At 71.8% G+C, this 14419-nt stretch carries 11 protein-coding genes; 4 read left to right on the top strand and 7 right to left on the bottom strand.

Annotated elements, in window-relative coordinates; genetic code table 11:
• Nucleotides 1–43: 43 nt before the first annotated feature.
• Nucleotides 44–610 (top strand): TetR/AcrR family transcriptional regulator, encoded by a 567-nt coding sequence (locus tag AB5J73_RS38710; protein WP_370963778.1) that lies wholly within the window; start codon nucleotides 44–46, stop codon nucleotides 608–610.
• A 6-nt stretch (nucleotides 611–616) separates the two neighbouring features.
• Here AB5J73_RS38710 and AB5J73_RS38715 read toward each other — a convergent pair whose 3' ends face one another.
• Genes AB5J73_RS38715 through AB5J73_RS38725 form a run of 3 tightly spaced genes read right to left on the bottom strand, consistent with a single transcriptional unit; the run spans nucleotide 617 to nucleotide 6409 of the window.
• On the bottom strand, nucleotides 617–970 hold the full coding sequence (locus tag AB5J73_RS38715; protein WP_370963779.1) for a hypothetical protein: 354 nt from the start codon (nucleotides 968–970) through the stop codon (nucleotides 617–619).
• 51 nt (nucleotides 971–1021) lie between these two features.
• Entirely contained in the window at nucleotides 1022–1666 is a 645-nt protein-coding gene (locus AB5J73_RS38720; protein WP_370963780.1) for a hypothetical protein, read from the bottom strand.
• Complete coding sequence (locus AB5J73_RS38725) at nucleotides 1667–6409, bottom strand: hypothetical protein (protein ID WP_370963781.1); 4743 nt, start codon at nucleotides 6407–6409, stop codon at nucleotides 1667–1669.
• 101 nt (nucleotides 6410–6510) lie between these two features.
• On the opposite strand from AB5J73_RS38725, the gene AB5J73_RS38730 reads away from it, so the two are divergent.
• Complete coding sequence (locus AB5J73_RS38730) at nucleotides 6511–7065, top strand: RNA polymerase sigma factor (RefSeq protein WP_370963782.1); 555 nt, start codon at nucleotides 6511–6513, stop codon at nucleotides 7063–7065.
• An 11-nt stretch (nucleotides 7066–7076) separates the two neighbouring features.
• Nucleotides 7077–8123 (top strand): hypothetical protein, encoded by a 1047-nt coding sequence (locus AB5J73_RS38735; protein ID WP_370963783.1) that lies wholly within the window; start codon nucleotides 7077–7079, stop codon nucleotides 8121–8123.
• A 79-nt stretch (nucleotides 8124–8202) separates the two neighbouring features.
• Here the strand turns inward: AB5J73_RS38735 and AB5J73_RS38740 are convergent, their stop codons facing one another.
• From AB5J73_RS38740 to AB5J73_RS38750, 3 genes are read right to left on the bottom strand one after another with little or no spacing between them, the layout of a single operon-like run.
• Nucleotides 8203–8682 (bottom strand): hypothetical protein, encoded by a 480-nt coding sequence (locus AB5J73_RS38740; RefSeq protein ID WP_370963784.1) that lies wholly within the window; start codon nucleotides 8680–8682, stop codon nucleotides 8203–8205.
• Between the two features lie 35 nt (nucleotides 8683–8717).
• On the bottom strand, nucleotides 8718–9248 hold the full coding sequence (locus AB5J73_RS38745) for a GNAT family N-acetyltransferase (RefSeq protein WP_370963785.1): 531 nt from the start codon (nucleotides 9246–9248) through the stop codon (nucleotides 8718–8720).
• A 29-nt stretch (nucleotides 9249–9277) separates the two neighbouring features.
• Nucleotides 9278–10378, bottom strand: coding sequence for a hypothetical protein (locus tag AB5J73_RS38750; RefSeq protein ID WP_370963786.1), 1101 nt, complete (start codon nucleotides 10376–10378; stop codon nucleotides 9278–9280).
• A 344-nt stretch (nucleotides 10379–10722) separates the two neighbouring features.
• Between AB5J73_RS38750 and AB5J73_RS38755 the strand changes: the two genes are divergently transcribed.
• Entirely contained in the window at nucleotides 10723–13521 is a 2799-nt protein-coding gene (locus tag AB5J73_RS38755) for a BTAD domain-containing putative transcriptional regulator (protein ID WP_370963787.1), read from the top strand.
• Nucleotides 13522–13538: 17 nt separating this feature from the next.
• Here the strand turns inward: AB5J73_RS38755 and AB5J73_RS38760 are convergent, their stop codons facing one another.
• Entirely contained in the window at nucleotides 13539–13985 is a 447-nt protein-coding gene (locus AB5J73_RS38760; RefSeq protein ID WP_370963788.1) for a hypothetical protein, read from the bottom strand.
• Nucleotides 13986–14419: the final 434 nt, after the last annotated feature.

Below are 14419 nucleotides of genomic sequence, written 5' to 3' on the forward strand. Positions count from 1 at the left end.
GAAGGTAACGAACCCCGGTGACCGCTCACCTAAAGTGAGAGCGATGACCGCCCGCTTGCCTCGCACCGACGCCCGCGACAACCGCGCCCGCATCCTCGACGCGGCCCGCACGGCGTTCGGCACGGACGGCCTGGACGTCCCGATCCGCGAGATCGCCCGCCGCGCCGAGGTCGGGCCCGCGACGGTGTACCGCCACTTCCCGACCAAGCGGACGCTGGTCACCGAGGCGTTCACGGACCAGGCGCGCGCGTGGCGGTCCGTCCTGGCCGAGGGGCTCGCCGACGCCGATCCCTGGCGCGGGTTCCGCGTCGCGGTGGAGAAGCTGTGCTCGCTGCAGGTGCGGGACCACGCCTTCATCGCGGCGGTCAAGTCGGCGTACCCGCACGCGCTGGACTTCGCGGCGATGCGGGCATCGTCCCTGGCCGCGGCGGCGGAGCTGATCCGCCGGGCGAAGGCCACGGGCCACCTGCGCCCGGACGTCGTCGTGACGGACCTGATACTGATGATCATGGCGGGCAGCGGCATCGAGGCGCATTCACCGGCAGCCCGGACGGCGGCGGCCCGGCGGTTCGCCACGCACGTGATCAGCGCGTTCCAGGCGCGGGCGTAGTCCCGGTCACGACCACAGGAACGTGTCCTTCAAGGCGAAAGCCGGTTGCGTCCGCACGCACGTCCGACCGCGGCAGCCGTCCGCGCGGTACTTCAGTACGACCATGGCCCCGGATTCTTGGTCCCCGACCGTGAGAAGGGTTGCCCCTTCGCGGTAGAGGTCGGTGACGGCCTTTGTGGCCCGGGCGTACCGGAAGCGGACGCTCCGGTGGTTCACATCCCAGGTGAGGTGCAGTTCCTCGGTCACCGAGACGGGGATCCGCAGTTCTCGCACGAAGTCGTCGCCCGACGCTTCTTCGGTCTGTGGCACGGCGCCGAACGCGGACAGCCACACATCATCCTCGGCAATCACGAACTCCACGCCGCGAGACTAACCACTCGCTCAGCGCACCCGTGAATCGCCGGCGTGCCTTCACCGGCTCTCGCGTGCCGTCACCTCGTTCTGGAGCGACTCGATCCGGTCGACCAGTGCCCGGAACGCGTCCACCTCCTCATCCGGTACGGCACCGGCGCCCCAGTTGTCCGGATCATCTTGCTCGCGTTCCACCGAGCGAGCCTGCTCCGCGTGGTACTCGTGCAGCACCGAAAGCAGGGAGTCGCCGAGTCGCCGCGCCTTGTCGGGGCGGGTCGTCTGGCGGCGCAACCGGAAGACGGCCGGCCGGCCGGCCCTGAGCTCGGACAACCGGTAGCAGAGCAGGAACCGGTCGTCCCACGGAACGCTCTCCGGACCGAGCAGGTACATCAGCGGCAGGAGATCGGGGTCGAGCGTGAAGAGCCGCCGCTCCGCCGGATCCGCGGCGGGCCCTGGGCCACCCGGGGCCGGGGGGACGGCGAGGCGCCACGGCTGGTCGGTGCACGTCACCAGCAGGCCGAGTCGCCACGGGTCGGCCTCGGCGAGCACGAAGAATTCGGCGGGGAGGTCGACGCCGTAGCATTCGCGCAGGACTTCCCGCGGGGTCAGGCCTTCCTCGTACAGCGCTCGTGCCAGCCGAGCCATCGAGGGGTGGTCCGCACGCGTCGCCTCCGCGCGCAGCCGCCGGAGCGTTTCGTCGTCCACCTAAGTCCTCCTCGGTGCCGAGGCCCGCTTCGCCTCGTGCTGCGCCTTCCGCAGTTGCGCGCGCAGTTTCGCCCAGGTGCGCCTGAGGTCGCCGGCCGTCAGCGTGGTGATGATGTCACGCGTCATGCGTTCCACCACGTCCATGGTGTCATGGAGCCGCCGGTCCGCCGCGGTACGCGACTCGCCCTGCGGGATGCGGCCCTGGTGGTCCCGCACCGCCTCTGCCATCGCGTTCAGGTGCGCCTGGACCCGCGGGTCGTGCACGCGCAGCCCCGGGTCGTCGACCAGGAGCCGGATGACGGCCTCGACGTGGTTGAAGACGTACGCCTGGAGGATGACCTTTTCCCGCGGGCCGATCGCCGGGTTCGCCAGGAAGAACTCGTTGGCCAGCGTCCGGGCGCTCGCCATCGACTGCGCCTGCATGATGACCGTGTAAGCCACGTGACGGCTGCGCAGGCGGCTCGCCACTCGCACGGCGAACCCCCGGCGGGACGCGAGCCTCGGATCGGTGCCGACGGAAGCCCGGGGGTCGTAGGCCACCGAGAAGTCCGCGCCGAACAGCCGCCTCAGCCAGTTGCGGAACCGGCGTCCTTCGCCCTCGCCCACGCCGTAGGGCAGGCGGTCCCGCGCGGCGGCGTCGGCCCGGTCCTGCAGCTTCTGGAACACGCGGTTCCGGCGTTCCGCCGGCCACACCTCGTCCCAGACCTTGACGAGGGTGCTCGGCTCGGTCGGGTACAGGACTTCGGGGGCGTGCCGGGCGATCGCGACCCGGATCGCCCGGTCGATCCGGTTGGCGAGCTTCGTCAGCTGGACCGTGCGCGGTTCCCCGTTCTCGCGCCAGTCGAGGTCCTCGAAGTCGTAACCGCCGATGATCATCACCGGATCGCCTTCGATGGTGCGGAGGACCTCGTCGTAGGCGGCCAGCACGCCACGGCCCTTGGGCGCGCGGACGCCGCTGTCCGCGTCCTGGCTGAGGACGTGGACCTGCCGGTTGACTGCCTGGAGGATTTCCAGCGCGCGGTTCGTGTACGGCGACTTCAGGACGTGCCCGCGGATGAGGCCGTAGGGGATGGATTTCTTCTCCTTGAGGCCCTTCTCCTCGACTTTTCGCGCCGCCTCCTTTTCCCCGGCGGATTCCAGCGAGTTGTAGGCCGCGCGCACCGTGTCGATCGAAGCGTGCGCTTTGGTCTCTTCGTGTACCCACCCCGGCGTCCACACGAAGCCGAACATCGCCATGCGCAGCCGATCCGGTTGTTCCACGGCGTGGACGGCTTTGCCCACCGCGACGGGACCGCGGTCCCCGCTCGCCCGCGGGTCGAGCGGCTCGGCGGAGTTGACCCCGATGATGACAGCGGTTCTGCGGTGCGCCACCCGTCGTTCCGTGGAACCCGCCCACGCCTCGTCGCCGTACCGCGCGGCGATCCGCCGGTTCCCCGTCACTTCGCCGGGTACCGCCGCGATCGTGACGATGAAGGCCGCGGGATGCTTTTGTTCCATCGGGTCGACCACGTTGTCCAGGGTGCTCACCTGCGGACCGGCGCCGGTCAGCACGATCGAGTCGGTTGCCTTGGCCACCCGGTAGGGGAAGAGTCCCTTCTTGCTCTTGGCCTTCGGGTTGATGGCCAGTTCGATGAGGTGGAGGGCGCCGGACTCGACCAGCCGGATCGAAGTCAGCCCGTACCGCCGCTTGAGTCCCGGTAGCCGGCGCCGCACGCCTTCCACGGTCGCGGAGGCGGCACCGATGAGCCGGTTGGCGGCGCGGAGCGCGGCGTTCAGCGAGCGCCGCTTGGCCGCCTCCGACCGTTTCCGCGGACGGCGGCCGGGCCTGCGGTCCGGTCGGCGTTTGCGCGGCCGGCGGGCGTCGGGGCGACGCCGGCGACGCGGTCTGCCCCGCGGGCGGCGTGGTCTGCCGCGATCCTTCGGGCGCTTCGGCTTCGGGCGCTTCGGTTTCGCGGGTTTGGGCTTGATCTTGTTCCAGAGCTTCTTGAGCAGGCCGGTGATCTTGTCGATGACCCAGTCGATGGCGCGGTTCACCGGGCGGGACAGGGCCTGGAAGATCTGCTTGACCTTGCCCGCGATGCCACCGATGCCGAGGATGGCGGCCAGCGCGCCGATGAGGACCGGGATCGAGCGGGCGAGGGCGCGTTCGACCAGGGCCGGGACGCCGCCCGTGCCGCCGCGGGCGATGGCGATCACCGCGTCGAGCACGGTGTTGACGAACTCGATGATCTGCCGGCCCTGGGTGACGATGAACCGGATGATGTCGATGATCATCTTGCAGGCGCGGATGAACGCCGATGCGGGGTTGAACAGCGAGACGATCCAGGTGACGCCCGCGATGATGATCGTCGGCAGCAAGTAGGACACCAGCTTGCCGATCAGGTCCTTCTTCAGGTCCCCGACGCGGGACTTCAGGTCGGACCAGAGCCCGGCGACGCCGCGCTTCTTTGCCGCCACGACGATCGGGATGGCGTCCTTTCCGGTTTCCGCCGCCGTCATCGCCTTCGGGTTCACCCGCCGGGCCAGGCGGTCGCGGATGTTCGGCCACGACAGCCCGAGCAGACCGGCGATCAGCACGAGGATGCCGAGGACGTCGAAGCTGGTCGGCAGTTGCAGGCCCGCGGCCACGCCGGTGCCGAGCAGCCAGGCGAGCACCCCCTGCTGGAGGTGGCGGCCGGCGTTGCCCATGAACAGTTTCAGGCCGCCGCCGACGCCGGAGATGAGCCGGCCGAGGAAGCCGATCGGGTCGCGCAGGATCAGCGGAACCGCTGAGGCGGCCTTGCGCAGGACGCCCATCAGCAGCCGGCCGAGCTCCTTGATGGTGTTGATGACTCCGCCGACGGCGTCGGCGGCCTTGTGGAAGAGGCTCTTGTTCTTCTCCTTCTCCGCCGCGATCTCGGCGTCGACCGCCTTGACCGCGTCGGTGTACTTGGTGGCCAGGGTGTCGACCAGCTCGGTGCCCTTGTCGTCGACCGTCTCCGCCAGCTCGTCGAACTTGCCCTCGAAGTCCGCGGCCGCCTGCTTGCCGAGCGCGCGGAGGTCCTTCGGCAGGGTGTCGACCGCCTGCTTGAGATCCTTGCGGCCCGAAGCGATGCGGTCCTTCGCGCGGCGCAGCTCGCTCTCGACGGTGCCGGCGACGTCGGCGATGACCCCGCGCATCGCGGTCAGGTAGTGGTCGCGGGCGCGTTCGTAGATCCGGTTGGCCTCCTCGGGCAGGTCGGCGAACAGGTCCTTCACCCAGCGGGCCTTGCCCGCCCACCCCGAGTAGCGGCGGTCCTTGTACTCGTCCATGCCCCGGGTGTGCTCGTCGGTGAACCGGTCCCGCGCCCGCTTCTCGCCGGTGGTGAACTGGTCGTCGACCTTCTTGTCCAGGTCGGAGAGGATCTTCTCGACGTCGCCCTTGGTGTCGTCGAACACCTTCTGCAGCAGGGCGGTGACCTGCGTGCGCTTGTCCTCGTCGTGGCCCTTGGCGCCCTGCTTGCCGGTGGTGACCTGCCGGCCGGTGGTGACGCGGGTGGCGTGGATGGCGCTCATCGCGCCCGCACCCCGGGTCGCGGCCGCGGTCTTGACCTTCTTCAGCTCGGCGGCCTCGCCGGCCCGCAGCTGCTCCGGTGCGGATTCCGAGTGTGCTTCCAGGGTTTTCTTGTCCCGCACCGCCTTGTCGAAGCCCGGCTCGCGGGAGTTCTCCATCGCCAGCTGCTGCTCGGTGACCTGCGCCTCGGCCAGCTGATCGTTGACCCGGTCCGGCCCGGCCGACAGGTCCGTGGCCGACTTCGGCAGCGCGTCCGGGGCGGCCTGAGCCGGGTTCGGCGCCGCCGGTTTGCCCGGCAGCTGGTCCGCCGCCAGCGGCACCACCGGTTTGCTGTCCGGGGCCGGTTGCGGCGTGGCAGCGGTCGTGTCGGCGATCTCCTGGGCCGCGGCGTCCTTGCCCGCACCGACCTTGCCCCGGACCTCGGTCTTGACCTCCTCCGCCTTGTCCGACTTCCCGAACTTGTCCGCCTCGTCCAGGTTCTTCGGCGCCCGGTCCTTGACCGCCTTCTCCACCGCGGCGATGAAGGCCCGCTTGTCGAATTCCTTGGGCTGAGCGGCGTCCATGTCCTCGGCGTGCGCCGCCTTGCCACGAGCCTCCCGGTCATCGGCCGGCGGCACGGCCGCCCCCTGCGCGGCACCGGCCTCGGCGGCCGGCGGCGGGTGGCTCGACGCCACCCGCCGCTTCTTGGCCGCGACGTCCTTCTTCAACGCCTGGAACTTCGGGTCCGCACCCGGCGATCGCGGGCCCGCCGCGTCCTCCCGCTTTTTCGAGCCCGTTTCGGGGCGTTCGCCGGTGTCCTTCGAGTCCTTCCGATCGGGGCCGGGTGCGGGTGGGATCTTCGCTTTCTGAACCGGCTTCGGTTCGGGTTTCCTGGCCGGCTGTCGCGCTGCCGGCGTCGGCTCCGCCGAGGTGGCCGGCGGCCCGGCGGACAGCGCACCGGCCGCGACGGCCTGGTTCCCGACCAGGTCCTGCCCGGCCAGCAGCTGCGGAGCCCACCCGGCCGGGGCGGGCCCGAGCCGCGGTGGCGAGCCACCCATCGCGCTCGCCACGGCGGCGTTGCCGGCCGCGGCGCGCGCAGCCGGCGTAGGCAGGTCCGGCACCGGAGACGCCACCGGCGTCGTCGGGCGCGGGGTGCGGACTTTGGCGGGTGCAGACATGGCTGGGGGCAGAATCGCAGTCGAGACGTCGCGACCGCGCCTTCGCAACGTCACCCGAGCGTCACCCGTGCGCGATCAACGCCGCCGGCCTGAACGCTTTGGGCACGCGCAGGCAAAGACGGGTTGTCAGGGCGAAGCGAAACCCGAGGAGCTTCATGTCGTCAGACGCGGAACTGATCGGCAGGTCGCTGCGCGGAGACACCGATGCCTTCGTGGAAGTGATCAGCCGGCACGAGACCGCGCTCGGGAACTACCTGGCGCGCAGAGTGGGGCGGCAGGCAGCCGAGGACGTGCTCGGCGATGTGTGGGTGGCGGCGTACGAGTCCCGTGCGAACTACGACCGTTCGTACCCCGAAGCCAGGCCTTGGTTGTACGGCGTCGCGCTGAACAGGCTGCGCCGGTACTGGCGGTCCGCACCGGCCGAGGAGCCGGCGTCGGACCTGACCGGCGTGGCGAGTGACTGGGATCCCTGGCCGGCGGTGGATGCCCGCGTGGACACGCAGGCGCTGCTGAGCAGGGCACTGGCCCGGCTCAAACCGGAAGAGCGGGAATTGCTGGGCCTGGTCGCCTGGGAGGACCTGACCGTCGCCGAGGCCGGGCGGGTGCTCGACATCCCGGCCGGCACGGCCCGCCGCCTGTTGCACCAGGCGCGCAAGGCATTGCGTGAAGCCCCCGAAGTGGTCGCGCTGCTGCGAGTCCCGACAACGTGAAAGACAGCCCCATGGACGAAATGGATCTCATGAAGAAGCTGCGTGACGTGCCGTCCCCCGGTCCCGAGGCCCATGACCGTGCCCGCGCGGCACTGCGGACGGCGATGGGGGAACCCGTGGCCGCGGCCGTGCCACCGAAGCGCCGGTTCTCCTGGCCCAAGGTCGGCGTCGCCGCCGCGGGTGCGGCAGCCGTCGCGGCGGCTGTGGTGCTGGGTACGTCAGGCGGCAGCGTCCCGGCCGCCCCGTCCGGCGCGCCCCCGCAGGCGACCGAGGCACCGCCGGCGGTCGAGGCGCCGCTGGTCAAGCTGGCCTCCGCGGTCCAGGCGGCCGGCACGCAGCCAGGAGACGCGTCGCTGATCATCAACACGAAGTTCGGGCGGGACGGCAAACCGGACCTCTACTACACCCTCTACACCGACGAGGGCCGGCAGTTCACCGGTGACTCGGCGAAGACGCTGGTGGACGCAGTCGTCAAGGGCAACGCCGAGCCGGCCGCGCCGTACGACGGGAACGTGATGGCGGCGGCCCGGCTCGCCGCGAACGGCGACGTCGACAAAGCCAGGATCGCGATGATCACCGCGTCCGACAACGCACTGGGAGTCGGCCTCAGCCCCGCCGAAGCCGACAAGGCCTGGGCGGCCGCCCAAGCGGAGACCGCGGAGATGTTCCGCAAGATCGGCAAGCCGGTTCCCGCCCCCCGGCCGCGTCCGACGGGCAAGGAGCTGGAAAACCTCATCGAAAACCACCTGTGGAGCAACGCCCAGCACGCGCTGTTCGCCAACGCCGCCGACGCGGAGGTCCGCGCGGGCGTGCTGAAGCTGTACGCGACCATCCCGGACATGGTCGTCGGCAAGACCACCGTCGACGGCCAGGCCGCGCTGACCCTCACCGCGCCCCCCGCCATCCTGGACGGCAGTACGGACGTCCTCACCATCAACGCCGGCAACGGCCTTCCGATCCGGGAGGAGATCACCACGGCGGAATCGTCCAAGCAGTACGTGGTGAACTACAAGTCCTTCCGCGTCACCCTCGCCGACGTGGCCGCGGGCAAGATCTGATCCTCGTACCGAACTGTCCTGGGAGGGCCGAGATGATCGCGGCCCTCCCAGGACAGTTCTTTCGGTGCACAGCCGCCGTTCAACTCCCCGGCGGAAGCCAGCCGTCTGTTTCGCGGTGGCGGCCGAGCCCGACAGCGTCGAACTCGTCGAAGTGCTCGCCCCTGACCACTCCAAGCCGCCGAAGCGCCCGGGAGATGGGGCTGCCCTCGGCCGGTATCGGCTTTCCTTCGGCCAGGTGCAGGGGACCGAGCGAAACCCGACCGCCGTCCCACACTTGCGCGGACTGGGTTCCGCTCCCGCCGAAGTAGTCAGCCTCGACGTAGGCGATGGGGCCCTCCGCCGAACAAGCGGTCAAGGCATGACCGAAGCCGGCGGGTGCCTTCCAGAACCCTTCGAGCTCGGCCGCTCCGGCGACGGCGACTGCGTCGAACAACGCGCCGGTCATCGGCAGCAACCAGAGGTGCTGGGCGAGCGGAACGATGCACGCGTCTTCCACCATGCCCGCCAACTTCCGCAGGACAGGCTCGGTGGCGACGGTCGCCTGCAGTTGATACCCCATGCCCCTGTTTCCGTTTCGACCTGATCAGCGGATGTCTACCACTGCCCGGCGGCGACCTCGTAAACGATCCCCAGGCCGTCCTCGTCGTCCCAATGCTCGCCGATCTCGACAAAGCCGTACTGCGATGCCAGCTGGTAGGAAGCCAGGTTGTCGGGGCTGATGGTGACCCGGACGGTGCGCACCCGTGGCTCGTCGGCGGCTCGGCGCAGCAGGGCTTCCAGCGCCGCGCGGGCGTAGCCGCGGCGCCGGTGCACCGGTTCGACGGCGTAGCCGATCTCGACCGTCCCCGACGGGTCGGGAGGCCCGTGGTAGCCGGCCCGGCCCACGGCCAGCTGCCGCAGCTCGTCCCAGATGACGCCGGTGACCCACGCCGCGCTGGCCGGGTCTTCTTCCACTTGCCTGCTGCGCATCTGCCACACCCCGCGCCAGTCCGGGCCGGCGAAGTAGGCCGAGACGGGGACCGGACTGACCGCGTTCGCCGCCGCCAGGTCGCCACGGGCGAGAGCGTGGAAGGCCGGACCGGTCAGGTGCACGATCCGCACCTCCGGCGTCAGGCGATCGGTCATGCGACAACCCTCGCACGCTGACCGGACGTTCAGGCGTACCGGGTCGGTCTGGGAAACGGGGCGGCCAGCGAGGTGGCCAGTACCGCTTCGAAGTCCGGCGGCGGTGTCCATCGTGGTGGACCGGCAGCCGGAAGGGGCTCGCCGCGTACGGCTTGGCACAGCGAGTACTGCGCGAACGTGACGTGGGAGCGGGTGTCCGGGCCGGGATCGCGTAGCTGCTGCAGCGCGGCGCGGTACCGCTCGGCGAGTCCGGTGTCCTTGACCAGGTGGAGCAGCGGGTCGTCGCCGGCGGGCAGCCGCGCCTCACGCGTGAAGCTCGTCAGCCGGCGCAGCATGAACGCCGCGACGGTTTCGGCGGTGAGCTGATCGGTGATCTCCTGGACGTCGTCCGGGTCGTAGACGTCGATCGCGCGGGTGTTCCCGTTCCTGGCGGCGGCCCGGGGCACGAAGGCGTCGCAGCGCACACCAAGTTCGTCCGCGATCACGGGGACGGCGTCGGCGGGTGTTTCCCACACCGCCGCGACTTGCGCGCGCCGCCACCAGCGGTCGCGGGTGGGATTGACCCGGTCGACGACCTTCCGGCGTTCGACCTCGACGCCGGGCAGGCTGCTCAGCCACTCCGCCAGGGTCCGGGCGGCCACGTCGATCCGCTCGGCGCCCCGGACGGTCTCCTCCGCTGCGCGCACCTCCAGTTCGACACCGGCGGGTTCGGCGAGCTTCACGTGTTCGATGACGGCGATCGACCGCAACGCACTGGTCCGCGTCGCCCCGGACAGCCGTTTGACGAGCACCCGCGCCGGGTTCTCCCCCGAGTTCAGCTCGATCCACCGCGCGTCGGAACGCAGGCTCCACGGCATGGCGACCGACAGCACCGAACCGAGGGCGACGAGGACGCCGCCGAGCACCAGGGCGGTGTACCACATCGTGGTCCATCCGAAGAAGACCGCGACCACGGGCAGCACCACGACGACGAGCAGCGGGCCGGCCACCGCGAACGGGATGGCGAGGCCGCCGGCCCACGTCTTGGTCAGCAGGCGCGCGACGCGCGGAACGAACACCAGCCGCACCCTTCCGGACGACGTCGTCACCACCGGGCGCAGCTCCTCGGGAACGGCTGAGGAAACGTCCACCGGCATCCCCCTCGATCGGGCCCACAGGTCGCCAGGCTACCTCGGCCGCCCCCGCCCGTCGCCGAATTCCGGGTGCCGGCCGGGGCGCCTTGCCCCGTCCGCGCACTCCCCGCCTCGACGGCCGCGCCAGCAACCGCCGGAGGCGGCGCCGCCAGTTCCGCGCCGCGGCGAACTCGTGCTGGACCTCCGTCCGCCGCGCCGCCAGGTAGTCCCAAGAAATCATCACGCCTCCCGGTGCTCGTCGCCGGTGGGGTCACCGTGCCCGGGTGCCGTTCGGAAAACCTTGTGCGGACCTTGTACCGGCGGCGCCGATCCGCTAGGCCTGAGGGCAGGGAGGGGACGTCGTGGTGGAACTGCGGGTGCTGGGTGCCGTCGAAGTCGTGGCCGGCGGGGTCCGGCTCGACATCGGGCACGCCCGGCAGCGGGACGTCCTGGCGGTGCTGTTGCTGGACGTCGGCCGGGCGGTGCCGATCGACCGGCTGATCGACCGCGTCTGGGGTGACCGGCCGCCGCGGCAGCCGAGGAACGCCCTCTACGCCTACGTCTCGCGGTTGCGCGGGCTGCTGGCTCCGCTGGGCGGGGTCACCATCGAACGCGACCGGAGCGGCTACGTCCTCGTCGCCGACCCGCTGACGGTCGACGTGCACCGGTTCGAGGCGCTGGTGCGGCGGGCGAGGGCGGCGGACGACCACTCGGCGCTCGCGCTGTACGACGAGGCGCTGGCCCTGTGGCGGGGCGAGCCGTTGAGCGAGCTGGACTCCACCTGGGTCGACGGCGTCCGCGCCGAGCTGGAGCGCAAGCGCGAAGCGGCCGAGCTGGACCGCGACGACCTCCGGCTGCGGACCGGCGCCCACGCCGCGGTGCTCGCCCGGTCCGGGTCCGGCGGCGCGGCCGGGGAGCGCGCGGCGGCGCAGCGGATCGAGGCGCTCTACCTCGACGGACGCCCGGCCGACGCGCTGCGGGAGTACGAACGGGTCCGGTCACGGCTGGCCGACGAGCTCGGCGCCGACCCGGGTCCGCGCCTGCGCGGGGTGCACGAACGGATCCTGCGCGGCGGGCAGCCGCCGATCGCCCGGCAGCTCCCGGCCGCGCCGCCGTCCTTCACCGGGCGCGCCGGCGAACTCGCGGCGCTCGACCGGCTGCTCGCCGCCCCGGGCGCGGTGGCGGTCGTCTCCGGTGCCGGTGGCCTCGGGAAGACCTGGCTCGCCGTGCGGTGGGCGACCGGCCACGCGAGCCGGTTCCCCGACGGGCAGCTCTACGCCGACCTCCGCGGTTTCGACCCGGCCCACGAACCGGTGCCCGCCGACCGAGCCCTGCGCGGCCTCCTCGGCGCGCTGGGCGTGGCCCCGGAGTCGATCCCGCCGGAACCGGACGCGCAAGCGGCGCTGTACCGGAGCCTCACCGCCCAGCGCCGGCTGCTCGTGCTGCTCGACAACGCCCGCGACACCGCGCACGTGACGCCGCTGCTCCCCGGCGGGTCCTCGTGTGCGGTCCTGATCACCAGCCGGCACGAGCTGGGCGGCCTGCTCACCACCCGCGGCGCGGGCGCGCTGCCCCTGCGCACCCTGAACGAGCCCGAGGCTCGGGAACTGCTCGCGCACAAGCTGGGCGCGGCCCGGCTGGCGGCCGAACCCGAAGCCGCGCGGGAAATCCTGCGCCGGTGCGGCGGGCTGTCACTGGCGCTCGCGATCATCGCCGCCCGGGTCACGGCCCAGCCGGACCACCCGCTGGCCGCGCTCGCGGCCGAACTGCGCGAAAGCCGGCTGGACGCGTTGGACACCGGAGAGCTGTCCGCGAGCCTGCGCGCGGTGTTCGAGGTGTCCTACCGCTGCCTCGACGCCGGTGCCGCGACGGCGTTCCGCCTGCTCGGACCCGCTCCCGGCGGCGCCATCGGGCGCGCGGCCGCGACCGCGCTGGTCGGGGACGTCCGGCCGCTGCGCGCACTGTGCGCCGCGAACCTCCTGGCGGAGGATCCGCCGGGCCGGTTCCGGATGCACGACCTCGTCAAGCTCTACGCCGGCGAGCTCGCCGCCAAGACCGACGACCCCGGCACCCGGCTCGCCGCCTCGACCCGGCTGCTGGACCACTACCTGGGCTGGGCCTCGGCGGCCATGGACCGGTTCTCGCCCCACGAGCCGTACCTGCGCGAGCCCGCCGCGTGCCCGGCCGGGCCGCAGCCGGACTTCGCCGACGCCGGCGCCGCGAGGGCGTGGCTGGACGCCGAGCGGGCGACCATGCTGACGGCGGCCGTCCGTGCGCCGGCCGAACTGGCCGGGCACGTGGTCCGCCTGTCGGCGACGCTGTGGCGGTACCTGGAAGTCGCGGCGCTGAACCACGACGCGCTCGCCCTGCACTCGGCCGCGCTCGCCTCGACCCGCCCCGGCACGCCGGAACGGGGCTTCGCCGGCATGGCCGTCAGCACCGCCCTGATCCAGCTCGGCCGCTACGACGAAGCCGCCGGCCACCTCGAACAAGCACTGTCCGTGGCCGTGGCGCGGGAAGACGACCTCCTCGAGAGCATGGTGCGCAACGCCTTCGCGACGATCGACGACATGCGCGGCCGCCGCGCGGCGGCTCGGGAGCACCTCGGCCTCGCGCTCGCCGCCGCGCAGCGGACCGGCCACGCCCTGCTGGAAGGTATCGCCCTGTGCAACCTCGGCGAGCACCACCGCTGGTGCGGCGACTACGAAACGGCGGTCGGCTACCTGCAGCGCAGCGGACGGATCGCGCTGGACCTCGGGTCGGCCGGCCTCGGCGGACCGGTGCTGGCCACGCTGGGCGGCGCCTACGCCGGTCTCGGCCGCCACGAGGAGGCCGACGACCACTTCCGCCGCGCCCTGGAGTTCGCGAAGACCGGCCGAGACACGAACCTCGAAATCTCGGCTCTCAACGAATTCGCGGCCACGAAGACCGGCACCGAGGCGATCGCGTGGTACGAGCAGGCACTGGCACTCGCCGAGCGAACCGGTCACCTCCGCGAACGGGCCGTCGCCCACCACGGCTTGGGCCGGGCCCACCGGGCCGCCGGGAGCGGCTCCGAGGCGCAAGCGCACCTCGAAGCCGCCCTGACGGCGTACACCGAACTGGGCGGCCCGGGCGCCGACGAGGTGCGCGGCCTGCTCGACAGCCACCGCTCGCCCTAGTCACCGCCGGGTCGGTGTCAGCAGGGAGTGGCCGACAAGCTGATGTACCAGACCGGATCCCAGTTGATGCCGATGTCGCCGGTGCCCGCCCACTGGCACCGGAGCACCTTGCCGTTCTGGTCGAGCAGCCTCATGCCCGCGTCCCCGGTCTGGCTGTTGGAGACGGATCCGTTCTGGCCGAACCAGTTGTTCAGCGAGTACGTGCCGTAGCTGTAGAACTCGAAGCGCCAGCTGCCGGTGCTGTCGTCGTTCGTGGTGGTGCACGCGTAGCCGCTCGGGCAGTCGAGCGACGAGCCGTGCGGAACCCGGTACCGCCGGCTCGCGGCCGGCCACGTCGTCGGCTCCGCGGCCGCGACCGACGCGGCCTTGCCGACACCGTCGCTCGCCCTCTCCGCCGGCGCGGCCTGCGCGGGCAGGACTCCGGTGGCCAGAAAGCCCAGCACGAGCCCGAAGACCGCGGTCATCCGGCGTGGTCGAATTTTCACAGCTATCCCCCCAAGTTGGCTGAAATCGCACCGTACCGGACAGTTCGGGCAGAGATCAAGTCAGCGAGAGTCCGGCAACCGGTTCCGCCGGCAGGTGAGGTCGGCGCGACGCCCAGCTGCCGGGCGGCATCGGCCTGCAGCCGTTCGACGTAGCCCTCGGCTTGGTTGGCCAACCCGCTTTCGCCGAGGCTCAGCCCCCAGGAGGCCGGCCACCTCCAGAAGCGTCCCCGCGATCCCGGCCGGTGCAGGTGGACCCGTCGTGGGTCGTCCCGGCCAGGACCAGGTTCCCCGGCACGTCGCCCGTCATCGTGGTGAGCACCCGGGGCGGGCCGGTGATCCCTTGCCCGATTGTGGCCACGGTGCGGTCGCCGGGCACCGGTAACACTCCGCCCGCTTCGGCCGTTTCGTAGGCG

It is taken from the genome of Amycolatopsis sp. cg9, assembly GCF_041346945.1.
Classification (GTDB): domain Bacteria; phylum Actinomycetota; class Actinomycetes; order Mycobacteriales; family Pseudonocardiaceae; genus Amycolatopsis.

Coding starts and splice junctions, on each gene's coding strand:
- AB5J73_RS38710 (WP_370963778.1), top strand. CDS start 44: ATGACCGCCCGCTTGCCTCGCACCGACGCCCGCGACAACCGCGCCCGC.
- AB5J73_RS38745 (WP_370963785.1), bottom strand. CDS start 9,248: ATGACCGATCGCCTGACGCCGGAGGTGCGGATCGTGCACCTGACCGGT.
- AB5J73_RS38735 (WP_370963783.1), top strand. CDS start 7,077: ATGGACGAAATGGATCTCATGAAGAAGCTGCGTGACGTGCCGTCCCCC.
- AB5J73_RS38760 (WP_370963788.1), bottom strand. CDS start 13,985: ATGACCGCGGTCTTCGGGCTCGTGCTGGGCTTTCTGGCCACCGGAGTC.
- AB5J73_RS38740 (WP_370963784.1), bottom strand. CDS start 8,682: ATGGGGTATCAACTGCAGGCGACCGTCGCCACCGAGCCTGTCCTGCGG.
- AB5J73_RS38730 (WP_370963782.1), top strand. CDS start 6,511: ATGTCGTCAGACGCGGAACTGATCGGCAGGTCGCTGCGCGGAGACACC.